This is a genomic window from Nonomuraea fastidiosa (assembly GCF_042751225.1).
GTDB lineage: Bacteria > Actinomycetota > Actinomycetes > Streptosporangiales > Streptosporangiaceae > Nonomuraea > Nonomuraea fastidiosa.
Map to the genome: position 1 here is coordinate 8,659,057 of NZ_CP170570.1, position 25,408 is coordinate 8,684,464.

General features: G+C 72.2%; 21 protein-coding genes and 1 pseudogene. 8 read left to right on the forward strand and 14 right to left on the reverse strand.

Annotation, left to right across the window (positions count from 1 at the left end; translation table 11 throughout):
• The first annotated feature begins 47 nt into the window (after positions 1-47).
• Together ACFMQL_RS39945 and ACFMQL_RS39950 are read left to right on the forward strand one after the other, a co-directional pair.
• The gene (locus ACFMQL_RS39945; RefSeq protein ID WP_364064947.1) at positions 48-3,230 is read left to right on the forward strand and encodes a PDZ domain-containing protein; all 3,183 of its coding nucleotides are present in this window, start codon (positions 48-50) and stop codon (positions 3,228-3,230) included.
• Between the two features lie 157 nt (positions 3,231-3,387).
• Positions 3,388-4,686 (forward strand): glycosyltransferase family 4 protein, encoded by a 1,299-nt coding sequence (locus tag ACFMQL_RS39950; protein ID WP_364064950.1) that lies wholly within the window; start codon positions 3,388-3,390, stop codon positions 4,684-4,686.
• Positions 4,687-4,693: 7 nt separating this feature from the next.
• On the opposite strand, the gene ACFMQL_RS39955 is transcribed toward ACFMQL_RS39950, so the two are convergent.
• The 3 genes from ACFMQL_RS39955 to ACFMQL_RS39965 all read right to left on the reverse strand — a co-directional run bounded on the left by ACFMQL_RS39955 (position 4,694) and on the right by ACFMQL_RS39965 (position 6,581).
• Complete coding sequence (locus ACFMQL_RS39955) at positions 4,694-5,614, reverse strand: trypsin-like peptidase domain-containing protein (protein WP_364064953.1); 921 nt, start codon at positions 5,612-5,614, stop codon at positions 4,694-4,696.
• Positions 5,615-5,769: 155 nt separating this feature from the next.
• Positions 5,770-6,129: a fluoride efflux transporter CrcB gene (gene crcB / locus ACFMQL_RS39960; RefSeq protein WP_364064956.1), complete on the reverse strand. Its 360-nt coding sequence runs from the start codon at positions 6,127-6,129 to the stop codon at positions 5,770-5,772.
• Positions 6,126-6,581, reverse strand: a complete 456-nt coding sequence (locus ACFMQL_RS39965; RefSeq protein WP_364064959.1) for a CrcB family protein — start codon at positions 6,579-6,581, stop codon at positions 6,126-6,128. Before ACFMQL_RS39965 ends, crcB begins: the two co-directional genes overlap by 4 nt.
• Before the next feature lie 72 nt (positions 6,582-6,653).
• Here ACFMQL_RS39965 and ACFMQL_RS39970 point away from each other — a divergent pair, with 72 nt between their 5' ends.
• Positions 6,654-7,370 carry an HNH endonuclease family protein gene (locus ACFMQL_RS39970; RefSeq protein ID WP_364064962.1) on the forward strand — a complete coding sequence of 239 codons (717 nt, stop codon included), beginning with the start codon at positions 6,654-6,656 and terminating at the stop codon, positions 7,368-7,370.
• Positions 7,371-7,381: 11 nt separating this feature from the next.
• Here ACFMQL_RS39970 and ACFMQL_RS39975 read toward each other — a convergent pair whose 3' ends face one another.
• Entirely contained in the window at positions 7,382-8,221 is an 840-nt protein-coding gene (locus tag ACFMQL_RS39975; protein ID WP_364064964.1) for a GDSL-type esterase/lipase family protein, read from the reverse strand.
• A gap of 218 nt (positions 8,222-8,439) precedes the next feature.
• Between ACFMQL_RS39975 and ACFMQL_RS39980 the strand changes: the two are divergent.
• Positions 8,440-9,668, forward strand: a pseudogene (locus ACFMQL_RS39980) (isochorismate synthase MenF).
• A gap of 204 nt (positions 9,669-9,872) precedes the next feature.
• On the opposite strand, the gene ACFMQL_RS39985 reads toward ACFMQL_RS39980, so the two are convergent.
• Positions 9,873-10,493, reverse strand: a complete 621-nt coding sequence (locus ACFMQL_RS39985; protein ID WP_378789959.1) for a YigZ family protein — start codon at positions 10,491-10,493, stop codon at positions 9,873-9,875.
• An 81-nt stretch (positions 10,494-10,574) separates the two neighbouring features.
• Here ACFMQL_RS39985 and ACFMQL_RS39990 point away from each other — a divergent pair, with 81 nt between their 5' ends.
• The 3 genes from ACFMQL_RS39990 (at position 10,575) to ACFMQL_RS40000 (ending at position 14,753) form a co-directional block, all read left to right on the forward strand.
• The gene (locus ACFMQL_RS39990) at positions 10,575-11,012 is read left to right on the forward strand and encodes a hypothetical protein (protein ID WP_378789960.1); all 438 of its coding nucleotides are present in this window, start codon (positions 10,575-10,577) and stop codon (positions 11,010-11,012) included.
• Between the two features lie 91 nt (positions 11,013-11,103).
• A complete protein-coding gene (locus ACFMQL_RS39995; RefSeq protein WP_378789961.1) occupies positions 11,104-13,128 on the forward strand; it encodes a hydantoinase/oxoprolinase family protein in 2,025 nt (674 codons plus the stop codon).
• Complete coding sequence (locus ACFMQL_RS40000) at positions 13,125-14,753, forward strand: hydantoinase B/oxoprolinase family protein (protein WP_364064979.1); 1,629 nt, start codon at positions 13,125-13,127, stop codon at positions 14,751-14,753. Before ACFMQL_RS39995 ends, ACFMQL_RS40000 begins: the two co-directional genes overlap by 4 nt.
• A gap of 212 nt (positions 14,754-14,965) precedes the next feature.
• Here the strand turns inward: ACFMQL_RS40000 and ACFMQL_RS40005 are convergent, their stop codons facing one another.
• The 9 genes from ACFMQL_RS40005 to ACFMQL_RS40045 all read right to left on the reverse strand — a co-directional run bounded on the left by ACFMQL_RS40005 (position 14,966) and on the right by ACFMQL_RS40045 (position 24,857).
• Positions 14,966-15,820 (reverse strand): metallophosphoesterase, encoded by an 855-nt coding sequence (locus ACFMQL_RS40005; RefSeq protein WP_364064982.1) that lies wholly within the window; start codon positions 15,818-15,820, stop codon positions 14,966-14,968.
• A 35-nt stretch (positions 15,821-15,855) separates the two neighbouring features.
• Positions 15,856-17,367 (reverse strand): helix-turn-helix domain-containing protein, encoded by a 1,512-nt coding sequence (locus ACFMQL_RS40010; RefSeq protein ID WP_364064985.1) that lies wholly within the window; start codon positions 17,365-17,367, stop codon positions 15,856-15,858.
• Complete coding sequence (locus ACFMQL_RS40015) at positions 17,364-18,398, reverse strand: DUF917 domain-containing protein (RefSeq protein ID WP_364064988.1); 1,035 nt, start codon at positions 18,396-18,398, stop codon at positions 17,364-17,366. Before ACFMQL_RS40015 ends, ACFMQL_RS40010 begins: the two co-directional genes overlap by 4 nt.
• Positions 18,386-19,333: a hypothetical protein gene (locus tag ACFMQL_RS40020; protein WP_378789964.1), complete on the reverse strand. Its 948-nt coding sequence runs from the start codon at positions 19,331-19,333 to the stop codon at positions 18,386-18,388. The genes ACFMQL_RS40015 and ACFMQL_RS40020 overlap by 13 nt, the downstream gene beginning before the upstream one ends.
• On the reverse strand, positions 19,330-20,637 hold the full coding sequence (locus tag ACFMQL_RS40025; protein WP_378789966.1) for an MFS transporter: 1,308 nt from the start codon (positions 20,635-20,637) through the stop codon (positions 19,330-19,332). Before ACFMQL_RS40025 ends, ACFMQL_RS40020 begins: the two co-directional genes overlap by 4 nt.
• 201 nt (positions 20,638-20,838) lie before the next feature.
• On the reverse strand, positions 20,839-21,813 hold the full coding sequence (locus ACFMQL_RS40030; protein ID WP_364064997.1) for an alpha/beta hydrolase: 975 nt from the start codon (positions 21,811-21,813) through the stop codon (positions 20,839-20,841).
• 277 nt (positions 21,814-22,090) lie between these two features.
• Positions 22,091-22,852 (reverse strand): ATP-binding cassette domain-containing protein, encoded by a 762-nt coding sequence (locus ACFMQL_RS40035; RefSeq protein WP_364065000.1) that lies wholly within the window; start codon positions 22,850-22,852, stop codon positions 22,091-22,093.
• Positions 22,849-23,880, reverse strand: coding sequence for an ABC transporter permease (locus tag ACFMQL_RS40040; RefSeq protein WP_364065002.1), 1,032 nt, complete (start codon positions 23,878-23,880; stop codon positions 22,849-22,851). The genes ACFMQL_RS40035 and ACFMQL_RS40040 overlap by 4 nt, the downstream gene beginning before the upstream one ends.
• Positions 23,877-24,857, reverse strand: a complete 981-nt coding sequence (locus ACFMQL_RS40045) for a sugar ABC transporter substrate-binding protein (RefSeq protein WP_364065005.1) — start codon at positions 24,855-24,857, stop codon at positions 23,877-23,879. The genes ACFMQL_RS40040 and ACFMQL_RS40045 overlap by 4 nt, the downstream gene beginning before the upstream one ends.
• A gap of 173 nt (positions 24,858-25,030) precedes the next feature.
• Here ACFMQL_RS40045 and ACFMQL_RS40050 point away from each other — a divergent pair, with 173 nt between their 5' ends.
• Positions 25,031-25,360: a metalloregulator ArsR/SmtB family transcription factor gene (locus tag ACFMQL_RS40050; RefSeq protein WP_364065008.1), complete on the forward strand. Its 330-nt coding sequence runs from the start codon at positions 25,031-25,033 to the stop codon at positions 25,358-25,360.
• Positions 25,361-25,408: the final 48 nt, after the last annotated feature.

The following is a 25,408-nucleotide window of genomic DNA, read 5'->3' on the forward strand; positions in this document are numbered from 1 at the left end:
GCCGAGGCCGGGGCCTCGACCGTCCGATCGACTGTGAGGCTGCGCCCATGTCGGCTTACCTGCGTTTCCCCGCCGTGTTCCAGGACGTGGTGGTGTTCGCCGCCGAGGACGACCTGTGGATGGTCTCCGCCCAGGGCGGCCGCGCGTTCCGGCTGACCGCGGGGCTGGCCGAGGCCGGCTATCCGCGCATCTCGCCGCGCGGCGACCAGCTCGCGTTCGTGGGACGCGAGGAGGGCCCTGAAGAGGTGTACGTGATGCCGGCCGGCGGCGGCGCGGCCCGCCGGGTGACCTTCCACGGCGCCCGCTGCACGGTGACCGGCTGGGATCCGGAAGGGCACATCCTGTACGCCAGCGACCAGAACCAGCCCTTCGACGGACGCAAGTGGCTGCACCGGGTGGCGCCGGGCGGGGTGCCGGAGCGGCTGCCGTACGGACCGGCGAACTCGATCGCGTACGCCCTCGACGGCAAGATCGTGCTCGGCCGCAACACCGCGGACCCGGCACGCTGGAAGCGCTACCGCGGCGGCACGGTCGGCGACCTGTGGATCGACCCGACCGGCGACGGCGAGTTCCGCCGCCTGATCCGGCTGCCGGGCAACCTGGCCTCGCCCTGCTGGAGCGACGGCCGGGTGTGCTTCATCTCCGACCACGAGGGCGTCGGGAACGTCTACTCGTGCACCCCCGAAGGCGACGACCTGCGCAAGCACACCCATCACGACGACTATTACGCCCGCAACCTGTCAGGTGACGGGCATCGCCTGGTCTACCACGCCGGCGCGGACCTGTACCTGCTGGAGCCCGGCGAGCCGCCGCGAAGGGTGGAGGTGCGGCTGGCCAGTTCCAGGACGCAGCGCAACCGCAGGTTCGTCGACGCCGCCGAGTACCTCGACAGCGCCACACTCGGCCCTGACGGCAGCACGGTGGCGATCACGACGCGCGGCAAGGCGTACGGGATGGCGAACTGGGAGGGCCCGGTCCGGCGCTACGGCTCACCTGACGGGGTCCGCTACCGCTTCCTCACCTGGCTGAACGACGGGGTCAGGCTCATCGCGGCGGCCAGCGACGACGGCGACGAGGAGCGGCTGGTCATCCTGGAGCCGGGCAAGGTCGGTGACCTGGCAAGCGGTGACGACCTGCACGCAGGCAGCGGCGCCTGCTCCGGCATGAGTCCCGGTGCCGAGGTGGCCCGCCTGGGGCGGATCAACGAGCTGGTCCCCGACCCCGTCCACGACCGGGTGGCGATCGTCAACCACCGCCACGAGCTGCACCTGCTCGACCTGTCCCACGGCCGGTCGGTGCTGGTGGAGGCCAACCCGCACGGCGCGCCCGAGGGTCCGGCGTGGTCGCCGGACGGGCGGTGGCTGGCGTACGCGAGCCCGCTCAACGCCCAGACGACCGCGATCAAGCTGCACCATCCGGAGACGGGCCGCACGGTCCTGGCCAGCGAGCCGGTGCTGAAGGACTCGGCGCCGGCCTTCGACCCCGAGGGCCGCTACCTGTATTTCATCGGCCGGCGCGTCTTCTCGCCGGTCTACGACCAGCTCCAGTTCGACCTGGGCTTCCCGCTGGGCACCCGGCCGTACGCGGTGGCGCTGCGCGCGGACGTGCCGGACCCGTTCGTCCCGGTGCCGCGCCCGCTCACCCAGGACAAGGACGACGACCATGACGAGGGGGACGACGAGGGCGGGGAGCCACTGCGGGTGGACCTGGACGGTCTGGCCGGGCGGGTGACGGCGTTCCCGCTGCCGGAGGGCCGCTACGAGCAGGTGGCCGGGCTGCGCAAGGGCAAGGCGCTGATCCTCACGACCTCGCTGGAGGGCGAGGGCACGCTGCACCTGTTCGACTTCGCCAAGGGCGAGAACGAGACGTTCGCCGAGGGCGTCACCGCGTTCGAGCTGGGCCGCGATCACCGCACGCTGCTGTATCGCGCCGACGACCGGCTGCGGGTGGTCAAGGCGGGCGAGGTGCCGGCCGACGGCGACACGCCGGGCCGCGACACCGGCTGGATCGACCTGTCACGGGTCAAGGTGCCGGTCTGCCCGGAGGCGGAGTGGCGGCAGATGTTCCGCGAGGCGTGGCGGCTGCAGCTGGAGAACTTCTGGACCGAGGACATGGCGGGCGTGGACTGGCCGGCCGTGTACGACCGCTACCTGCCGCTGGTTGACCGGGTCACGACCAGGAGCGAGTTCTCCGACCTGCTGTGGGAGCTGCACGGTGAGCTGGCCACGAGCCACGCCTTCGAAAGCGGCGGCGAGTACCGTCCAGGCCCGGACTACACCCAGGGCAAGCTGGGCGTGGACTGGGATCTCAGGGACGGCGTCTACCACATCAAGTCCATCGTGACCGGCGACCGGTGGGATCCGCAGGCGACCTCGCCGCTGAACCGGCTCGGTCTCGACGTGCGGCCGGGCGACGCGGTGCTGGCGATCAACGGCGCGCCGATCGGCCCCATGGCCACCCCGAACGAGCGGCTGGTCAACCAGGCGGGCGAGGAGGTCGAGCTGACGCTCCGGCGCGGCGACCGGGTGTTCACGGTCACCGTACGCGCGCTCGCCGACGAGCGCCCGGCCCGCTACCGCGACTGGGTGAACCAGAACCGGGCCCGCTGCCACCAGCGCTCGGGCGGCCGGGTGGGCTACCTGCACGTGCCGGACATGGGGGCCGAGGGGTTCGGCGAGTTCCACCGGGGGTTCCTGGCCGAGTACGACCGCCACGCGCTCATCGTGGACGTGCGGTTCAACGGCGGCGGGCACGTCTCGGCGCTGCTGCTGCAGAAGCTGTCCAGGCGGCGGCTCGGCTACGACTATCCGCGGTGGGGCGACGCGGAGCCGTACCCGCCGGAGTCACCGCGCGGCCCGCTGGTGGCGGTGACCAACGAGTGGGCGGGCTCGGACGGCGACATCTTCAGCCACACCTTCAAGCTGCTCGGTCTCGGCCCGCTGGTGGGCAAGCGCACGTGGGGCGGCGTGATCGGGATCTGGCCGCGCCACCGGCTCGCGGACGGGACGGTGACGACGCAGCCGGAGTTCTCGTTCGCCTTCGACGACGTGGGCTGGCAGGTGGAGAACTACGGCACCGATCCGGACATCGAGGTGGACATCACGCCGCAGGATTACGCCAGGGGTGTGGACCCGCAATTGGAGAAGGCGATCGACGTCGCTCTTGAGCTGCTCGCCGAGCATCCGCCGCACACGCCGGACCCCCGGCACCGGCCCGGCATGCAACCTTAGTCACCTTTATGGCGTCTAACGATCATAGGAGGGGAAAGCGCATAAGAGATGAACAATGCGCACCCCGCCGATCGTGATCGGGCCGGTGGCGAGGCTCACGTCCTCACCACCGGCGATGTGTGTACAGCTCATTGGCGGCTGATAGGAGATATGACAGGTGCGCGCACTCGCACGCAAGGGCAAGTCGGCGGTGGGCCGGCTGTATCGGGGGTACAACCGGCGCAAGGCACGCACCGCGCCGCCGCCCTCGACGAGGCGGATACGCATCCTCCTCCTGCATGCGCACGGCATGGGCGGCACGATCAGGACCGTGTTCAACCTCGCCTCTTACCTGGCCGACAGGCACGAGGTGGAGATCGTCTCGGTGCTCAGGGAGGCCGAGCAGCCGTTCTTCCCGATCGACCCGCGGGTGAAGTTCCGCTTCCTCGACGATCGCCTCGAACCGAGTCGTGATCCCGTACGGGCGATGCTGTCGAAGCTGCCGAGCCGGCTGATCCCCAAGGAGGAGTCGGCCTACCACCGGTTCACGCTGTGGACCGACCTCAAGCTGGCGCGGTTCATCCGCTCGGTGGACGGCGGCGTGCTCATGGCCACCCGGCCGGGGCTGAACCTCGCGGTCGCGCAGCTCGCACCGCCCGGCGTCATCACGATCGGGCAGGAGCACGTGGCCCTGGCCACCCAGCCCGAGCCGGTGCAGGAGCTGATCAAGTGGCGCTACCGCCGCCTGGACGCCCTGGTCACGCTCACCAAGGCGGACCTGAACGACTACCGCGAGACGCTCGCCAAGCAGCCGCGCAAGCTGGTCCGCATCCCGAACGCGGTGCCGCCGATGAGCGGCGAGGTGTCGAAGCTCGACGCCAAGGTGGCGGTGGCGGTCGGCAGGATGACCCGCATCAAGGGCTTCCACCGGCTGATCAGCGCCTGGGAGACGGTCGCGCAGGCGCATCCCGACTGGACGCTGCGCATCTTCGGGGCGGGGCCGCAGGAGGAGAACCTGGCCAGGCAGATCGCCGAGGCCGGGCTCGAGGGCAAGGTCGAGCTGCCCGGCCCGACCACGGACATCGGCGCCGAGCTGGAGAAGGCGTCGATCTACGTGATGAGCTCCCGGCACGAGGGCTTCCCGATGACGATCCTGGAGGCCATGGCGAAGGGGCTCGCCATCGTCAGCTTCAACAGCCCGCACGGGCCCAAGGAGATGATCAAGAACGGGGTCGACGGGCTGCTGGTCAAGCCGCGTACGAACGCCAACCTCGCGGCGGCCATCATCCGGGTCATCGAGGACGAGCAGCTACGGCGCGACCTGGGGGCGGGGGCGCTGGAGACCGCGCGGAAGTACGACCTTCCGGTGATCGGGCAGAAGTGGGACAAGCTGCTCGCCGACCTGCTGGCCCGCCGCGAGGCCCGCTACCGCAAGCAGACCGCGGCCAAGCAACCCGCCGAGCCCGCGACCACCTGACGCGAGGTCAGACGCCGGTGCCGGTGAGCTCCACCGGCTCGGCGATGACGTCCACCAGCGCCCCGTTGCGGTGCACGGTGATGGGCAGCGGCCGCCCGATCGCGTCGGCGAACATCAGCCGCTGCAGGCTCTGCGCGTCGCTCACCGGCGTACGGCCCGCGCTCAGCATCAGGTCGCCGGCGCGTAACCCGGCGCGCTGGGCGGGCGAGCCGGGCACCACCTCGACCACGCGCAGCGCCCTGTCCTGCCCGGTGCGCCGCCGCAGCGGCTCGGGCAGCGGGGCGGGCGTGGTCACCAGGCCGAGGAACGCCCGTCTGACCCGGCCGTCCCTGATCAGCGCGGCGATGATGGACCTGGTGGTCGCGTTGACCGGCACGGCCAGGCCCACGCCGACCCCGGCGACCGCCGTGTTGATGCCGACCACCCGCGCGTGCGCGTCGGCCAGCGCCCCGCCCGAGTTGCCGGGGTTGAGCGCGGCGTCGGTCTGGATGACGTCCTCGATGAGCCGCATGCCGGCGCCGCTGCGGGCGGGCAGCGAACGGCCGAGCCCGGACACCACTCCTGCGGTGACCGATCCGGTCAGCCCGAGCGGGTTGCCCACGGCCACCACGAGCTGCCCCACCACGAGGCCGTCGCTGTCGCCCAGCTCGGCCGGGGGCGGGGTGGGGGTCTGCGCCCTGATGACCGCGAGGTCCGACAGCGGGTCGCGGCCGACCACCTCGAAGCCGCCGGAGACGCCGTCGGCGAAGGCGACGGTGCCGGTCCTGGCGCCGTTGATGACGTGCGCGTTGGTCAGCAGGAACCCGTCGGCGGTGAACACCACCGCCGACCCGCTCCCCCGGCCGGCCCGTACGCCGGCCACTTTCGGCAGCAACTCGGCCGCCACGGACGACACGACGCGAGAGTAGGCGTCGAGGGGATCGGCCATCACGCCTCCAGGAGATGATTACTTGCTTACACAGTAACTCCAGAAGGCGTCCCAGCCGGAAAGCCGGACACACCCGAATGATCGGACCGCGCAGGCGTGGCCGCATCGCCCGGCCCAGACGGACGCCTGCACGACGGCGACGCCTGCTCAGCGGCTCAGGCGATCGTCTGGGCGATGGCCATGCCGCAGTAGGCCGCACCGAGCCCGGCGACCACGCTGGCCACCGCGTTGGCGACCGAGTGGAAGCGGGCGCCCTCCTCCATCAGGCGGACCGTCTCGTACCCGAACGTCGAGTACGTCGTCAGCGCCCCGCAGAACCCGGTGCCCGCCAGCGCCATCACGCCATCGCCCAGAGGCAGCGCGGTCAGGAAGCCGAGCAGCGCGGATCCCGCGATGTTGACGGTCAGCGTCCCCCAGGGGAAGGACGTGTCGTGGCGCGCCTGCACGGCACGGTCCGCAAGGTAGCGCAGCGGCGCGCCAAGGGCGGCCCCGAGCACGATCAGCAGCAGCGTCATCGGATACGCACCCCGGCCACCCGCCGGGTCAGCCGCATCCCGGCGACCACCGCGAGCAGCGCCGCCACCAGGGTCGCCCCGAGGTAGGCGAGCGCCGTCACCGGCGCGCCCGCGGCGACCGTCCGCAGCGTGTCCACGACGTACGTGGAGAACGTGGTGTAACCGCCGAGCACCCCCACCCCGAGGAACGGCCGCACCAGCCGGTGGGCCGTGCGGACCTCGGTGACGACCACCATGAGCACCCCGATGAGCAGGCAGCCCGACACGTTGGCCAGGAACGTCGCCCACGGGAACCCGCCGGACGGCGTGGGCAGCGCCGCCTGCACACCGTGGCGGGCCAGCGCCCCCAGCGCCCCACCCGCGGCGATCGCGGCGAGCAGCGGCCAGTGGAGTTCGGTACGCCGGGCGGGAACGTGAAGATCAACATCCACATCGGTGGGACGATCAGTCACATAACCCTCCCCGTGTCGTCATGCGGCCAGCCGGGAATCTCTCTAGACAACCCGGAGCTCATGGAGGCTTGCTTGAGCACCAAGGACGCGGTCGCCGTCCTCGCCGGAGCCATCATCGTCGCTTCTCTCATCAGTACTGCGAAAACCCCTCAGGCCGCCACCGCGGCAAGCCCGCTGGGCAACGTCACGGGCACGCTGCCCGGACTGGCCCCCATCATCTCGAAGGCCGACAAGGCCGAGGCACGCGGGATCATCAGACGCCTGCGCACGAAGGGCTTCGGCCCCAACACCGGATACGCGCGCACCCGTTTCGGCGACAACTGGGCCGACTCGGCCACCGGGGTGCCGTACGCGCGCAACGGCTGCCGTACCCGCGACGACCTGCTGGCCCGCGACGGGCGGAACGTGAAGTTCCGCAAGGGCTCCGACTGCGAGGTCGTCTCCATGGAGCTGACCGACCCCTACACGGGCCGGGTCATCCATTGGCGGAAGAAGAACGCCGACGAGGTGCAGGTCGATCACGTGGTACCGCTCAACTACGGCTGGCGCATGGGAGCGCCGCGCTGGCCGATGTCCAAACGGCTCGACTTCGCCAACGACCCGCTCAACCTGCTGCCGGTCTACGGGCGCGCCAACGAGCAGAAGGACGCATCAGGTCCGGCGAGCTGGCTGCCGCCGAGACGCGGCATCCGCTGCGCGTACGTGACCCGTTTCGCGCAGGTCGCGCTCAAGTACGACCTGCCGGTCCGTCCGGCCGACAAGAAGATCATGCTGGCCCAGTGCCGGTGAGCGCCCCCGGCTCAGCGCGGGTCGAGCCAGCGGAAACCGCGGCGATAGGTCTGCTCGGCCAGCACCCGCTGTCCCTCGGAGTTGGGGTGGAAGTAGTCCCACCGGCTGACGTGGTCGAGCGTGAACGGGTAGTCGAAGACCGCTCCCCCGTCGGTGCGGCAGGAGGGGCCGTAGGCGGCGCAGGCCGCGGCGGCGGCCCTGTTGTACGCCATGACGCGGGCCCGCACCCTGGCCCGGCGCTGCTCGTCGGCGCGGCGGGTGGAGGCGGGCTTGGCCAGCATCGACTGGCAGATGCGGCCCGCGCCCCAGAACGTCCTGGCCAGCGCGCTGGACTTGCCGACCTGCCACAGCCGCCGCAGGTCGGGAATGCTGGCGAAGAACACCCTCGCTCCCGGCATGCCGGCGCGCAGCTCGGCGAGCGCGGCGTCGATGCGGCGGCGGTAGGTGGCGACCGGCGTCATCTGCTCCTCGGTGCGGACGCAGGCGTCCTGGGCGCCGATGAGAATCGTCACATAGTCGGCCTTGGCGGCGACCGCCTGCTTCACCTGGCCGAGCAGGTCGGCGCTGGTCGCGCCGGGCTTGGCGAAGGTGAGGTTGTGCTTGTGAAGCGTTCCAGACATCTCCGACAGCCGCAGGTAGTGGCTGTTGACCGTCTTGTTGTCACCCGTGGACCAGGAACGGGCGGTGCAGGAGACGTACCAGCCGCAGGCGTTGAACCCGGTCGAGATGGAGTCGCCGAGCGCGGCCATGACCTGGGGCACCGGCTGGGCGATCGGGGCGGCTTGCACGGCCGTGCCCGAGGCCGTGAGGACGACGGCGGAGGCGAGCACGCAGCCCAGTCGAGCGATCATGGGCACAAAGGTAGAGACGCGATCACCGGCCTGCCATGATCTCGGGACGCGTACTACCTGTTCAGGACCGAGTTCATAGGGCGGCTTGACAGCCGGAGCCGCTCCCCGCCGACCCCTGCACCGGGCCGCAGCCGGCTCTTTCCGCGTTCTTTAGCAGTAACAGTGCATTCACGGGGGTCTGAGTCGAACGTGTTCAGTTCCCGCATAGAGTGTCTTGAGTGAGTGTCGCGCTCGGAACAACCCGCCCGCTGCCGGTTCGCACAACCCCTGTCGGCGACCCCGGTGACCTGCTGGCATCCCTCCCCCACACGGCCCCGTACGCATGGGTCAGGAACGGAGAGGGCCTCGTCGGATGGGGTGAGGCCGCCAGGGTGGCCGTCCCCCGGGACCCGGGCGGTTCGCCTGGGCCCGCAAGTGGCTGGCCACCGTCCTCGGTGAGGCTCAGGTCGACGACTCCGTACGCACGCCGGGCTCCGGGGCGGTCGCCTTCGGCAGCTTCACCTTCGACGAGGACGCCCACGGCTCCGTGCTCGTGGTGCCGCAGGCCGTGCTGGCCCGCCGGGGCGGCCGGGCGTGGCTGACCACGATCGGCGAGTCGCCGCTTGAGACGTTCACGCCCATCCGCGACCCTGGGCGCATCAGCTACGGCGACGGCAGCCTGTCGGCCCCCGAGTGGGAGCACGTCGTGGCGCAGGCCGCCAAGCGCATCCGCGAGGGCGAGCTGGAGAAGGTGGTGCTGGCCCGCGATCTGGTCGCCACCGCCGAGCGGCCGATCGACGTGCGGCTGCTGCTGACGCGGCTGGCCCGCCGCTACCCCGAGTGCTACACGTTCTCGGTCGCCGGGCTGGTGGGCGCCACGCCCGAGCTGCTGATCCGGCGCACCGGGCAGGAGATCGAGTCGCTGGTGCTGGCCGGCACCACGCCGCGGGGCACCGACCCGGCCGACGACCTCGCGCGCGGCGCCGCGCTGCTCGCCTCGGCCAAGGACCGGCACGAGCACGAGTGCGCGATCGCCTCCGTACGCCAGACTCTGGCCCCGCTGTGCTCGTCGCTGACCACGCCCGACGAGCCCGAGCTGCTGGTGCTGCCCAACGTGCAGCACCTGGCCAGCCACGTCACCGGGCGGCTGGCCGACGGGGCGTCGGTGCTCGACGTGGTCGCCGCCATGCACCCGACGGCGGCCGTCGGCGGCACCCCCACCCACACCGCCATCCAGGTCATCCGCGAGCTCGAGGGCATGGACCGCGCCGGCTACGCCGGTCCCGTCGGCTGGATCGACGCGCACGGCGACGGCGAGTGGGGCATCGCGCTGCGCTCGGGGCTGATCGAGGGGCGGCGCGCCCGGCTGTTCGCCGGCGGCGGCATCATGGGCGACTCCGACCCGGCCGCCGAGCTGGCCGAGGCGCAGGCGAAGTTCCGCGTGATGCAGTACGCCCTGGAGGGCTGACCACCCCGCCGCACGCCGGAGAGCGGGGAAGCGGCGGGCGGCGCGGGAAAGGACGCCGGACCAGAGCATGCAGGCGGGACGCTGCGGCGTGGCGGATCAGAACACGCAGGCAGGGCGCTGCGGCGTGGCGGATCAGAGCACCCAGGCAGGGCGCTGCGGCGTGGCGGATCAGAGCACGCAGGCGGGGCGCCCCGCCGGAGCGGGTCAGGCGGGGACGTGGAGGCTGTCACCGAGCTCGACGCGGGCGCGCCCGGCCGTCAGCGTGGCCACCCAGTCGGTGAACGCCTTGACCTCGTCATCCCCCACCGCGACGGCGAAGGTCACCTCGGCCGCGTACGTGACATCGCGCACCGCGTACCGGGATGCCCGCAGGTCGTTCTCGACCCGCCCGGCCTGGTCGTGCGCGACGGAGACGTGGACGAGCCTGGCCGGCACCATCCGGACGGGCTCCACCCGGTCGAGCGTCTCGGTGACGGCCGAGCCGTAGGCGCGCACGAGCCCGCCCGCGCCCAGCAGGGTGCCGCCGAAGTAGCGGGTCACCACCGCCACCACGTCGCTGAACCCCCGGCCCACCAGCGCCTGCACCATGGGCGTGCCCGCGGTGCCGCCGGGCTCGCCGTCGTCGTCGCCTTTCTGGATGCGCTCGCCGATCACGTAGGCGGTGCAGTTGTGGGTGGCGTCGGCGTAGAGCCTGCGGCGCTCGGCGATGAACGCGTTGGCCTCCTCCACGCTGCGCGCCGGGGCCAGCGCGCAGATGAAGCGCGAGCGCCGCGCCTCGGTCTCGTGTTCGACGACGGTGTTCAACGTGAGGTACGGGGCTGGCACATCCGACAGATTACGCCCACGCCGGACCGCCCTCGCGCGAGCTACCATCGCGTCGATGCCGCCAGGACCGGGAGGGGTCTCATGGACAGTCAGAAAGACGTCGCGCCCCACGAGACCGCGCCCTACAAGACCGCGCCCCACAAGACCGCGGCCCATGAGACCGCGGCCCATGAGACCGCGGCCCACGAGACTGCGGCCGCGGTCATGCCGTACGTGACGGCGGCGATCGACGCCTACGGCACGGGCGTGCTGGCCAGGACCCGCGAGCTGGCCTCGGCCACGCCGATGGCCAGGGGCGCGCGCATCCTGCAGCGGATCTTCGGCCGGGGCGACGCCGCCTCCCGCGAGGTGATCGGCGCGGTGGCGGGCGCCAAGCCCGACGACGAGAGCTGCCGGGTCGCGCTGAGGCTGGCCATCACGCAGGAGTTCCGCGCCGACCCGCTGCTGCGTGCCGAGGTGGCGGCCATGCTGCCCCGCACGCCCGAGCCCGCGAGCGCCGGACGCGACTCTTCCCCCTGAGGTGCAGGCAGGGGCGGTCTGCACTTCTGAACGGCTCCGTTTGTGCGCGACGCCCAAGATCGCGTGAACGGCGTTACATACCGTTCACAGCATGAGTTACCGCGTCGCCATGGACATCGGCGGCACCTTCACCGACGTCGTCTGCTACGACGAGCGCACGGGTGCCGTGACCGCGTCGAAGGCGCCCACCACCCCGGGCGACCTCGCGGACGGCGTCTTCGCCGCGCTGGGCCGGGTGGTCGGCGACCTCTCGGAGATCTCGTTCTTCGTGCACGGCACCACCCAGGGGCTGAACGCGCTGCTGGAGCGCAAGGGTTCGAGGGTTCTGGTGCTGGCCAGCGCGGGCGGGCGCGACGTCTACCGGATCGCGCGCGGCAACCGCGACCGCATGTTCGACCTGCGCTACCGCAAGCCGGAGCCGCTGGTGCCGCGCCGTCACGTGATGGAGGCGGGCGGCCGGCTGGACTACCGGGGCCGCGAGCTGGTCCCCCTTGACGAGGACGCGGTACGCGACGCGGCCAGGCGGGCGCGGGACGAGCGGTTCGACGCGGTGGCGGTGTGCCTGCTGTTCTCGTACGTCAACCCGGAGCACGAGGTGCGGGCGGGCCGGATCCTGCGCGAGGAGCTGGGCGACGACGTGCAGGTGGTGCTCTCGCACGAGGTGGCGCGCGAGTGGCGCGAGTACGAGCGCACCTCGTCGTCGGTGCTGGAGGCGTACACCGGGCCGGTGGTGCGGCACTACCTCGCGGGCATCGAGCGGCGTTTCGCCGAGCGCGGTCTTCGCGTGCCCGTGCACGTCATGCAGTCGTCGGGCGGGCTGGTCAACGCCTCGTACGCGATGCGCCGGCCGCTGCAGACGCTGCTGTCGGGCCCGGTCGGCGGCACGATGGGCGGCGTGGCGGCGGCCCGGCTGCTGGGCAGGGAGAACGCCATCTGCATCGACATGGGCGGCACCTCGTTCGACGTGTCGCTGGTGGTGGACGGCAGGCCCGACGTCAACGCGGAGGCGCGCATCGAGGGCCACCCGGTGCTGATGCCGATCGTCAACCTGCACACGATCGGCGCGGGCGGCGGCTCGATCGCCTGTACCGAGGCGGGCGCGCTGCGCGTCGGTCCCCAGTCGGCGGGCGCGGTGCCGGGACCGGCCTGCTACGGCAGGGGCGGCACGCAGCCCACGGTCACCGACGCGAACGTGGCGCTCGGCCGGGTGGATCCGTCCTGGTTCGCGGGCGGGCTGCTGACGCTGGACGCCGAAGCGGCCGGCGCGGCGGTGGCGGATCTGGCCGGTGAGCTGCGGCTCGACCCGCTGCAGCTGGCCGAGGGCGTCTGCGCGGTGGCCAACGCCAAGATGGCGCAGGCCATCCGTACGCTCACCGTGGAGCACGGGCTGGAGCCGCGCGACTTCGCGCTGGTCGCCTTCGGCGGCGCGGGCCCGATGCACGCCGCGTTCATCGCGCAGGAGCTCGGCATCTCGGAGGTGGTGGTGCCGCGCTTCCCCGGCGCGTTCTCCGCCTGGGGCATGCTGGAGGCGGACGTGCGCAGGGACCTGACCGACCCGTACTTCCGGCCGCAGGAGGTCCTCGACGGCGGCGACATGTCGCAGCGGCTGGTGTCGCTGGAGCGGGAGGCGCTCGCCGCGCTCGACGCGCAGGGCGTGCCCGAGGACCGCCGCCGTGTGGAGCACGCGGTGGACATGCGCTACGAGGGCCAGGACTACACGCTGACGATCCCGCTGCGCGACGCCACCGAGCCCGCGCAGGCCGGTTTCCTGGAGTGCATCGCCGCCCGCTACGCCGAGGCGCACACCAGCCGGTACGGGCACGCCACCCCGGAGGCGCCGGTGGAGTTCGTCATGCTGCGCAGCACCGGGTTCGGCTCCTTCCCCCGCGCCGCCGCCCCCGAGGCGGGCGCCGCGGGGCCGCAGGAGGTCGGCGTACGGGACGTGATCTTCGACGGCGAGGTGCACCGCACGCCGGTGCTGCGGCGCGCGGGCCTGAGCGGCGAGCTGGAGGGGCCGGCGATCGTGGTGGAGGAGACCGCGACCACGGTGATCCCGCCGGGCTGCCTGGCGAGCGTGGACGGCAACGGTTTCCTCATCGTGAAAGTGGACAAGTGATCGCCCCTGTCACCACGGAGATCATCCGCTGCGCGTTGCTGCAGGCGGCGGAGGACATGAACACCACGCTGATCCGCAGCTCCTACACCCCCGTCATCTACGAGGCCAAGGACTGCGCGGTCGCGCTGCTCGACCGCGACCACAACGTGCTCGGCCAGTCGTCCGGCCTGCCGATCTTCCTCGGGAATCTGGAGGTGTGCACCCGCGAGACCGAGCGCCGGTACGGGCGGGACGTGTGGCGGGAGGGCGACGTGTGGGTGCTCAACGACTCCTACATCGGCGGTACCCACCTCAACGACGTCACCGTCTACGGGCCGATCTTCGCCGGCGGCGAGCTGGCCGGGTTCGCCGCCTCGCGCGCCCACTGGCTGGACGTCGGCTCGAAGGACCCCGGCGGCTCCATGGACTCCACCTCGATCTACCAGGAGGGTTTGCGCATGGGCCCGGTCAAGGTGTACGAGGGCGGCGAGCCCTGCCGCGACCTGCACGAGGTGATCTTCCGCAACGTGCGCTTCCCCCATGCCACGCTGGGCGACCTGCGCGCCCAGGTGAGCTGCGTCATGACCGGCCGGCGGCGGCTGAAGGAGATCGCCGGCCGGTGGGGCATGGACACGCTCGCCGAGGCGCGCGAGCAGATCTACGACCAGACCGAGCGCATGGAGCGCGCCGCCATCGCGGCCATCCCCGACGGCGTCTACCGGGCGTCGGGCTTCCTCGACAACGACGGCATCGACCTGGACACCCCACTGCCGGTCACGGTGGTGATCACGGTGTCGGGCGACTCGATGCACGTGGACCTCACCGACTGCGCCGACCAGGCGACCGGCCCGGTCAACTGCGGCGTCGCGCAGGCGGTGGCGGCCGTACGGGTCGGCTACAAGCTGCTGCTCTCCGGCGACGTGCCGCTCAACGGCGGCTCGTTCCGCCCGCTGACGGTGCGCACCAGGCCGGGCTCGATGCTGGCCGCCGAGTCGCCGGCCGCCTGCCAGTACTACTACTCCCACCTGGGGCTGCTCATCGACCTGGTGGTCAAGGCGCTGGCCCCGGTGCTGCCGGACAAGGCGGCGGCCGCGTCGTACGGCGACTCGATGATCGTGCAGTTCACCGGCATCGACCCGCGCACCGGCAAGCTGTACGTCTCGCAGGAGGCCACGGTCGGCGGCTGGGGCGCCTGGGAGGGCGGCGACGGCGAGAGCTGCCTGATCAACAACGTCAACGGCTCGCTGCGGGACATGCCGATCGAGGTGCTGGAGACGCTGTTCCCGGTCCGCGTCACCCGGTACGAGATCCGCCCCGGCACCGGCGGCGCGGGCCGCTGGCGGGGCGGCAACGGCGTGGTGCGCGAGTACGAGTTCCGCGGCGACGCCGCGCTGTCGCTGTGGTTCGAGCGGTCGGTCACGCCCGCGTGGGGCCTGGCAGGCGGGCGCGACGGCGCGCCGCCGCGCGTGACGCTCAACCCCGGCACGCCCGGCGAGCGGCGCCTGCTGAAGGTGAACGCGCTGCCCGTCAAGGCCGGCGACGTGCTGCGCTGCGAGACGGGCGGTGGCGGCGGCTACGGCCCGCCCGAGCTGCGGGCGCCCGACGCGGTGGCCGAGGACCTCGCCGAAGGCATGGTCACCCGCTGAGGCCCACCCGCCGCACCCCGCCGGCGACGGCCCCGCCCCGAGACCCGCCCGCCGGACACACCCGCAAGGACCGCCCGCCGGACCCGCCGGCGACGGACAAGCCCGCCAGACCAGCCCGCAAGACCAGCCCGCCGTCCCGATGCTTTCCCCTGGCACCGGGGCGGCGGGCCGCGGCGTTCGGCAGCAGCTCAGGCGTTCCAGGGCTCAGGCGTTCACGAGGACGGCCGGTCCGGCAGCACGTCGCGCAGCAGCCGCCGGTTGCCCGGACGGGGCTTCCACTCGCGCGGGTAGCCGAGCGACACCTCTTCGAAGCGCACCCCGTCGTGGCGGGTGACGCGCGGGATGTGCAGGTGGCCGTAGATCATCGCGGCGGTGGGGTGGCGTACGTGCCAGTCCTTCGTGGCCGTGGTGCCGCACCACTGGGCGAACTCGGGGTAGCGCAGGATGTCGGTCGGCTGGCGTACCAGGGGGTAGTGGTTGACGAACACCAGCGGCACGTCGTCCTCCAGCGCGGCCAGCCGGCGCTCGGTGATCGCCACGCGGGCCCGGCACCAGGCCTCGCGGGTGGGGTAAGGGTCGGGGTGGAGGAGGTATTCGTCGGTGCAGACGACGCCGGTGCTGTGGGCGTAGGCGAGCGCGCTGTCCTTGGTGGTGTGGCCCGCGGGGAGGAAGGTGTAGTCGTACAGGAGGAACAGCGGGACGATCCGCACGGGGCCGCCCGCGCCCAGCCATAACGGATAGCCGTCCTCCGGGGTGAGCACGCCCAGCTCGCGGCACATGCGCACCAGCTCGTTGTAGCGCGCGACGCCGCGCAGCTCGGGCGGGTCGCCGGGCGGGGTCCACAGCTCGTGGTTGCCCGGCACCCACACCACCCGCTCGAACCGGCCGGCCAGCAGGCCGAGCGCCCAGCGGATGTCGTCGAGCCGCTCGCCGACGTCGCCGGCGACCAGCAGCCAGTCGCCCGGTGAGTAAGGCTTCAGCTCTTCCACGATGGCGCGGTTCTCCGGGTAGGCGACGTGCAGGTCGCTGACCGCGAGCAATCTGCCGTCGGGCTGGGGTTCGGGCAACGAGGGTCTCCTTTCCTGCCGCTGCTACGAGCATGTCATGCCGGCGTCGCGTGCGACGTACCCGATGATCTCCGGACGACGTGGCACGCGAGTTGCAGAGCGAGCCGCGTGGTCGGGTCGTCGAGGTCGAACCCGGCCGCCTTGATCCGCTCCAGCCGGGTGGTGATCGTGTTGCGGTGGACGCCGAGCCGTTCCGCGGCGCGCAGCGCGCCTCCTTCGTCGAGCAGCGCGGCCAGCGTCTCCAGCAGCGTGCCGTCCTTGTCGACGGCCAGCAGCGGGCGCAGCACGACCGCCGCCGGGGCCTGAAGCCCGGCGACCGGCAGCGCGCCCAGCAGTTCGGCGGGGCCCATGCGGTCGGCCCGCGCCACCGTGCCGGGACCGGCGACGAATGCCGCCGCCTGCGCGCCCAGCAGCGACTCCTCCGCCGCGGCCAGCCCGTTGACCTGGGTGCCGACGCCCGCGGCGGCCGGCCACGGCATGGCGGGCAGGCAGCGCCGCAGCCGCTCGGCGACGTCCTGCGGGGGCAGCGCCGACCAGCCCGCCCAGCCGCCGCCCCGCATGAGCACCGGCACCTGACCGAGCGAGGCCGTGATGAGCACGGCGGCCGAGGCGGGGTCGGTCTGCGCCGGGGCGCCGTCCTCGTTCGGGCGTACGTGGTAGGCGGTCAGCGGACCCTGCACCTGCCAGCCGAGCGCGACGGCCGCCGCGCGTTCCTCCTGCTCGCCGTCCGCGTCGGTGGCGGGCTGCTTGGCGGCTTTGAGCAGGCGCTCGGCGAGCGACGCCTGCAGCGCGAACTCGCGCGAGGCGTGCAGCCGCTCCCCGGCCGCCCACGCCGTCAGCGGCGCCACCGCGAGGTCCAGCACCGTACGCACGACCGCGGGCCACCCGGGCGAGCGGGACGAGCCCGACGCCACCAGCCGGCCCAGCGCCTCGCCGGCCAGGCCGGGCACCTCCACCTCGGCCGACCACCGGCCGCGCCCCGACGCGGGTTCGCCGGCGTCGCGGCGGCCCGCGAGCGGCAGACCGTACCGGTCGAGGAAGGCCACGGCGGTGCCGGGCAGCTCGGCGTTCAGCACGCCGAGCACCCGACGCGCGGACGGGCCCGCCTCCGCCAGCCGGGTCGCGCAGCGGGCCACGAGCTGCGTACGCGCCGCGTCGGGACGTGAGGCCGCCGACGCCACCCGCAGCGCGACCAGCAGCGGGTCCTCGTCCACGAAGACCAGCGTGACGCCGAGCCGCTCGGCGAGCACCTTGCCCGAGCCCTCGCTGAGCCCGCCCGACGGCGCGATGACGCAGGCCGCGGCCTGCTCCCAGGCGCGGCGCATGGCCATCTCGATCGCCCATCCGCCGCCGGCCGCGGGCCCGGTCAGCACGACCGCCGTGTGCGGCGCGACGGTCGCGAAGACCGACAGCTCGTCGACGATGCGCACGCCGCGTACGGAGTGCTCGCCCGCGCCGTACATGCGGGCTCCGGCCAGCGGTCCCGCGTTGACCAGCTCGGCCACCGTGACGGGGGCCTCCCAGCCGGCCGCGCGCACGCCGCTCACAGCGGCATCCCGAACGCGCGCGGCCCGCCCAGGGCCAGGCCCCGCTCGGAGTGCCACACCGGCGCCGCCCGCACCACCATGATCTCCACCTCCAGGCCGGGCTCGGCGTTGTCCACGTCCACCACCATGCCGCCGGTGGTGGAGATCATGCAGATCTGGTCAGGAACGGTCGCCACCACGGCGCCGTCGGCGAGCGCCAGCACCACCTCGTTGTGCGCCTCCAGGCGTACCAGGCGGCGCAGCCCCTCGGACTCGCGGATCACGATGGACGACGGCTGCGACGGCAGTCCCACGGTGGGGCCGTGCCCGGTGCCGCCCTCCACGGCCAGGATGCGGCCCCGGCAGAGCGTGCGCGCGCCGTACGGGGCCGCCGCCGAGCGCGGCACGCCGGGCTCGCCCGCCCGCATGAGCAGGCTCACCGTCCCCGGCACCACGACCTTGACCAGGTCGCGGGCCGTCATCGGGTAGCAGGCGGCGACTCCCCAGCCGCCGACCGACAGCACCACGGGGCGCAGCAGCTCCTCCACCCGGTCGGCGGCCGTCTCCAGCACCACCAGCTCGCCGGAGCCGCCGGCCAGCGCGAGCGGCGCCACGTTCACCCCGCCCAGCGTGTACGTGGTCTGCTCCACCAGCGGGAACACCCGCCCGGTTCCGTCGCCGTCCACCAGCGGCACGCCCAGCCCGGCGGCCGTGATCAGCGGGAACAGCGCGTTCTCGGCGGCCAGGTTCAGCGCCACCACCGCGCCGACCGGCTCGCCCAGCCGCCGCTCCAGCGCCCGCACCGCCCGCTCGGGCTCGTCGCCCGCCGGGATCTGCTCGCCCAGCGCGGTCGTCGAACCGACCAGCGTGATGGCCACGCATCTCGTTTCGGCGGGCAGCTCGTCCGCCGCGACCAGCTCCACCCCGTCGCCGATGGCCGAGCGCGCCCAGTCCAGCGACAGGTTGAACGACGACTCCGCCGCCCCCGTCGCGAGCACCCGCGACCCGGCCGAGAACCGGCTCAGCCCGTCGCGATCGATCAGGCGGGCCACAGCTGCCCGCCCGCGGTCACCCGCACCCGGTACAGCCCGTCGGGCAGGTACGACAGCGGGTTCACCGTCGTCTCGGCGATCCTGGCCGACCCGGGCGCGGCTCCGGCGCTGACCACCCGGGTCAGCGCCTCGTCCCTGGCGTCCTGCAGCACGCGCTCCAGCTCGGCCCTGCCGCGCGCCTGCACGATCCGCTCCACCAGCGCGACCGGCTGGCCGCGTGCGGCGCCGTACGCCGCCGCCACTCCGTCGGGCACGTCGGGCCCCAGCTCGGCGCGGCCCCGCTCGCGGCTCGCCGTCGCGCCCAGGTCGCAGGCCAGCGGGAAGCGGCGGAAGTAGCTCGCCGACACCAGCCCGCCGTCCGATCGCGCGAAGTAGGCGGGCACGCCGGGCAGTTCTCTCGCCACGTCGCCGGCGATGCGGTCCGCCTCCGCCGACAGGGCGGTGTTGCGGATGGCCTGGGCCTCCCGCTCGCGCAGCCCGGGGTGGCCGAACTCGTACGACAGCGTGATGCGCGCCTGCGGCACCTCGGCCATGATGATCGCGGCGACCTCCAGCTCGTGCTCGGGCAGGACGGGCGACCCGGTCGCGGTCACCGCGAAGTCGAGCAGCCCGCATCCGGCCGCGAAGCGCCGGACGGCCTCGGTGTCCAGCGGCGCGAGCCGCCGTCCCGTCAGGCTGTGGCCGCCGCGCACGATGGTCGCCACGCCGGGGTCGGCCACGGGGCGCAGCGCCTCGGGGCAGGGCCCGCCCACCCGGATGGCGGCGACCGGCGCCGTCGGGGCGTCGGTGAGGTCGAGCGCCACGCACACGCGGGCCGCCGTACGCGCCGCCGCCCGCGACACCGGCCACATCGGCCCGCCCTCGCCCGCCGCGACCAGCACGGGAGCGGGGCCCTGCCCGCCCGCCGCCTCCTCAAGCGCGACGCCGAGGATCACTCCAGCTCGCGTCCTTCCGTCTCGGGCAGCGGCAGCGCGAGCAGCGCCGTGGCCACCATGAACGCGTTGATGATCAGCATGGTAGCCGTGAAGCCCGTGGCGGCCGCGAGCAACGCACCCACCGCCGCCGGCGCCACGGTGGTGGCCACGAGCTGCGCCGCCGTGGCCCACGAGTAGCCGGTGCCGCGCAGCCTGGTCGGATAGAACTCGCCGTTCCAGGTGTTCCACACGCCCCAGGCGCCGAGGCTGAAGAACGACAGCACGAAGTTGCCGAGGTACAGGCCGGTCGTGGAGGAGGCGGTGGCGAACCACAGGCCGCCCAGGGCGGCGGCGGCCACGTACGCGAGGAAGACCTTCTTACGGCCGTAGCGGCCGGTCAGCAGGGAGGCGCTGACGTAGCCGGGGATCATCATGAGCGCGCTCAGCGCCGCGAACCCGAGCGAGGCCGACAGCGTCAGCCCGCGCTCCTGCAGCAGCGTCGGCAGCCATGCTTGCAGCCCCCAGTAGCCCCAGCTGAAAACGAAGTTGAGCGCCAGCATGACCACGGTGATCCGGGCGAGGCCGCTGCCGAACAGATCGAGCGGCAGGCCCGCGCGCTCGCCGGCCACGGTGAAGGTGGCCTCGGCGTCGGGGCTGCGCAGCTCGCGCAGCACCGCCCGTGCCTGCTCATGCCTGCCGCGCGCGGCCAGCCAGTACGGCGACTCCGGCACCCATCCGCGCACCGCGAACGCCCACAGCCCGGCCACCGCGCTGGCGATCACCACCACGCGCCAGCCGAGGTCGCCGAGGAGCACGGCCGCGCCGATGGCGGTCAGCATGCCGATGGGCCAGCCGATCGACAGGTAGACCGCCGCCCGGCCCCGGTGCCGGGTCGGCAGCAGTTCCAGGAAGTACGGGAACGTGATCGTGTAGATGCCGGCCAGCGCCAGCCCCGAGGCCACCCGCACCGCCACCAGCATCTCCGCGCTGGTGGCGAAGGCCGAGACCAGCGCGAGCACCCCGTACCCCAGCAGCGACCAGAACGCGGTGGGCCGGCGGCCGATCCTGTCGGCCACCGGCCCCCACACCAGAACGCCGGGGATCATCCCGAACGCGACCGCCGACAGCACCACGCCGATGCCCGCCTCGCCGATACCGAGCCGCACACCGAGGTCGCCGGAGACGTAGACGAGAGCGAGCTGCTCCCACGACTCGATGACGAACGCGATGAACAGCGCGAGCCCGATGAGCACGTGCCGGCGGGTGAACGGCATATGGTCGAACGCCGCCCCGATGGGCAGCGTCCGCGCACCTGCGGCGGTCATGTAAACTCCCTAGAGGACGGAGTTAACTTCACTGTTACGTGGAGTTAACACGTGGGGAGCTGTGCGACCAGCTCCCCTGAGGTCCGCCCCGCTCTGAGATTGAGCGGACCGCCCCGGCAGGGCGGTCCGCCCGCCGGTCACTCGCCCGGGTGTCAGCACCATCCGGGAGAGGCACCGGCCAGAGCATCATGGCCCGCGTCCTTACCGCGCGGTCTTCAGCCACTCGCGGAGCTTGCTGGTGGCGAGCTCCAGGGCGCCCTTGGCGGCGTTGGTGTTGCGCAGCGTGTCCAGCATCACGAAGTCGTGCACGATCCCGCCGAAGCGCACGGCGGTCACGTCGCCACCGGCCTCGCGGAGCTTGGCGGCGAACGCCTCGCCCTCGTCGCGGAGCACGTCGGCCTCGCCGGTGATGACGAGCGTGGGCGGCAGGGTGCGCAGCTGCTCGGCGCTGGCCCGCAGCGGGGAGGCGTGCGGGTTCGCCCGCTCCTCGGGGTCGGTCGTGTACTGGTCCCAGAACCACTTCATGCCCTCGCGGTGCAGGAAGTAGCCGGTGGCGAACTGCTCGTAGGAGCCGTTGTCGAAGCTCGCGTCCGTCACGGGGTAGAACGCCAGCAGGCCGTTGAGCTCGACGTCACCGCGCTCCTTGGCCATGAGGGCGAGCACGATCGACATGTTGCCACCGACCGAGTCACCGGCGACCACCACGCGGGAGGCGTCGAGGCCCTTCTCGGCGCCGTGCTTCACGACCCACTGGGCGGCGGCGTAGTTCTGCTCGATCTGCGTCGGGTACTTCTTCTCCGGCGCCCGGTCGTACTCGACGAAGACGACCGCGGCGTTCGAACGGACCGCCAGCTCGCGGACGAGGCGGTCGTGGGTGTTGGCCGAGCCGAAGACCCATCCGGCGCCGTGGATGTAGATGATCACCGGAAGCGTGCCGGTGGCGCCCTTCGGCTTGACGATCCGCACCGGCACCGACCCGGTCGGGCCGCCCTCGACCTTGATCCACTCTTCGTCGATCTCGGGCTTCTCGACGCCCTCGCCGGACTGGACCTGCTCCACCGTCGCACGGCCCTGCTCGACCGGGACCTGGTAGAGGAAGGGCGGGTTCGCGGTGGCCTCAACGAACTCCTGAGCGGCCTGCTCCAGAACGACTCGACCCGTCGCGGTCGTGGTCATGACGATCACACCTTTCTGTCGTGTTCGGCATGTTCGATGAACTCTGCCTGCCATAAGCCATGATCGACCGCGAGATCATCCCAAATGTTGGCCAAATCACTCCTGACAATCCCTGTAAATTCCGGCGTTTGCGTAAAGTTCCAGGTCAGCGATGGTGTGGCGTGACGCAGACCACATTTGCGCACGCCGGTGTCGAGTGACGTGCACCACAGCGAATGTCAACGCCCGGAGTGACGCACGCCACCATTCACACCCGCGAAAGTGACGCGGATCATCCTCATTCGCGCCGCAGCTCGTGCTCGAGCTCCGCCAGCTCCGCACCGCCCGCCATGAGCGATGTCAGCTCTTGAGGGGTTATGTCCGCTTTGGCGTAATCGCCGATGCAGGTGCCCCGGTTCAGCAGCAGGAAGCGGTCGCCCACCGGATAGGCGTGGTGCGGGTTGTGCGTGATGAAGATCACGCCGAGCCCCCGATCGCGGGCGCGGGCGATGTAGCGCAGCACCACCCCCGCCTGCTTCACGCCGAGCGCCGATGTCGGCTCGTCGAGGATGAGCACGCGCGCACCGAAGTACACGGCCCTGGCGATGGCGACCGACTGACGCTCGCCGCCCGACAGCGTGCCGACCGGCTGGTCCACGTCGCGGATGTCGATGCCCATCGCGCGCAGCTCCTCGCGCGCCACTTTGCGGGCCTTGGCCACGTCGAACGCCAGGCCCTTGCGCGGCTCGGAGCCGAGGAAGAAGTTCCGCCAGACCGACATGAGCGGGATCATCGCCAGGTCCTGGTAGACGGTGGCGATGCCGCGATCGAGCGCGTCGCGCGGGCCGGTCAGCCGCACCTCCTGGCCGTCCACCAGGTACTGGCCAGAGTCGTGCTGGTGCACCCCCGACAGGATCTTGATGAGCGTGGACTTCCCCGCGCCGTTGTCGCCGAGCACGCAGACGACCTGCCCGGCCGACACGCTCATGGACACCTCGCGCAGCGCGAGCACCGAGCCGAACGTCTTGCCGATGCCGCGCGTCTGCAGGATCGGTGTCAATGCCGCACCTCCTCGGCATAGCGCCGGACCAGGCGGTTGGCCAGCGTCGCGAGCAGCAGCATCGCGCCCAGGAAGAAGGTGAACCAGTCGGCGTCCCAGCCCAGGAACACGATGCCCTTGTCGGCCATCCCGAAGATCAGCGCGCCGATGGCGGCACCGATCGCCGAGCCGTAGCCGCCGGTGAGCAGGCAGCCGCCGATGACGGCCGCGATGATGTAGATGAACTCCTGGCCGATGCCGATGTTGGCCTGCACCGACGTGTAGCGCAGCGCCAGGATCGAGCCGACCAGCCAGGCGGCGAACGCCGTCGTCATGAACAGCGCGATCTTCGTACGGGCGGCCGGCACGCCCACCGCCCGCGCCGCCTGCTCGTTGCCGCCGACGGCGAAGATCCAGTTGCCCGCCCGCGTGCGCATGAGCACCCAGGTCGCCACCGCCGTCACCGCGATCCACCACAGGATCGCCACCCGGAACGAGGTGCCGCCGATGTCGATGGTGCCGGCGAAGATCGCGTTGGCGAGCTCGAACCCCTCGGCCCTGCGCAGCCCGCTGACCTGCACGGTTCCGGTGATCGCCTTGGTGACGCCCAGATTGACGCCTTGGAGCATGAGGAACGTGCCCAGCGTCACGATGAAGCTGGGCAGCTTGGTCCTGGTGACCACGATGCCGTTGGCGAACCCGATCGCCAGCGCCACGACCAGCCCGGCCAGCATGGCCGTCCAGACGTTGAAGCCGAACCTGGTGGCCAGCGTCACCAGCACGAGCCCGCTCGTCCCCGTCAGCACGCCCGCCGACAGGTCGAACTCGCCGCCGATCATCAGCAGCGCCACCGCGACCGCCATGATGCCGAGCGTCGCGGCCGGGTCGAGCCAGTTGGCGATGCCGTCGGGCGAGCGGAACACCGCCGACTGCGCGGCGAAGAACGCGAACACCAGCACCAGGCCGACCACCGCGCCGAGCTCCGGCCTGATGAGCAGGCGGCGGGCCAGCCCGGCCTTCGCCACCCGCTCGTCCGCCACCGCCGTCATCGCGTGCCCGCCTCCGCCAGCTCGGCCACCTGCGCGGCGTTCTCCTTGGTGACGAACCCGGGCCCGGTGTTGACCGGCAGCCCGCCGCCGACCGTGTTGAGGTTGGACTTGTACAGGTGGAGGAACGTGATCGGCAGGTAACCCTGCAGGTACTGCTGCTGGTCCACGGCGAAGAGGATGTCGCCGTCGTTGATCGCGCTCACCACGTCGGCCGACAGGTCGAACGTGGCCAGCTTCGCCTGCGAGCCCGCGTCCTTGATGGCGTCCCTGGCGGCCACCGCGACGGCGGGGTTGAGCGCGAGCACGCCGTTGACCTGCTTGTCGGTCTGCAGCTTGGCGGCGACCTTCGAGGTGACGTCGGCCAGGTTGCTCACGTTCACCTGCAGCCGCTCGACCGTGCCGCCGAGCGTCTCCTCCGCGCCCTTGCAGCGCTGGTCGAGCCCGACGTTGCCGGCCTCGTGGATCACGCACAGCAGCTTGGTGACGCCGGCCGCCTTGAGCTGCTCGCCGGCGCCGCGCCCGGCGACGTCCTCCGACTGGCCGACGTGGGTGATCGCGCCGAACTCCTTGGAGAAGTCGGCGCCCGAGTTGATGGTCACCACCGGGATCTCGGCCGCGACGGCCTTGCCGATGGCCTCCTTGAGCGCGTCGGGGTTGGCCATGGAGACGACGATGCCGTCCACCTGCTCGGACACGGCCTGGTCGATGAGCTGTGACTGCCTGGCCGGGTCGTCGTCGCCCTGGTAGGTGACGGTCACGCCGTACTCCTTGCCCGCGGCCTCCGCACCGTTCTTGACCACGTCCCAGAACGAGTCTCCGGCGGCGGCGTGGGTGATCACGGCGTAGGTGGCGTCGCCCGCCTGCGCGGCGGAGGCGGGCGGGGCGCTCTCGCCTCCGGAAGAAGGGGAAGAGGAAGAGGAACAGCCGCTGATGGCGAGCGCTCCTAGCAGGGCCAGCACGATCGGGGTACGTCTCACAGGGCACCTCCAGCACCAACAGGCTCGCCCCGGTTGTACCTCAATATCATTCCTATGTATAGACATGCTGACTTATGGCGTCAGCGTGCCGAGGTCACGGCCGTGCTCCGCCCTCCTGCTCGGTGCCGGTATCCTGACGAGACTTTGCGAATTGTCGTTCTTCTGGACCGCCCATGACCGCCCGCACAGAACCGCAGCTCGACCTGATCGACGTGTTCAAGGCGCTCGCCAATCCCGTGCGCCTGCAGGTGCTGTCCTGGTTGCGCGAGCCCGAACGGCACTTCCCCGTGGCCGAGGGCATCGCCGACCCGCACGAGGCCGGCGTGTGCGTCAGCCACATCCAGGCCAAGACCGGGCTCGCGCAGTCGACCGTGTCGTCCTACATGGCCTCGCTCGAACGCGCCGGGCTGGTGCGCTCCACCCGGATCGGCAAGTGGACGCACTACCGGCGCGACGAGGAGCGCATCGCGGCCTTCGTCGCGCTGCTCGGCCGCGCGCTGTAGCCCGCCTCGCTCTCGTCCGTCAGGGGGCGGTGTCGATCAGGGGCCGGT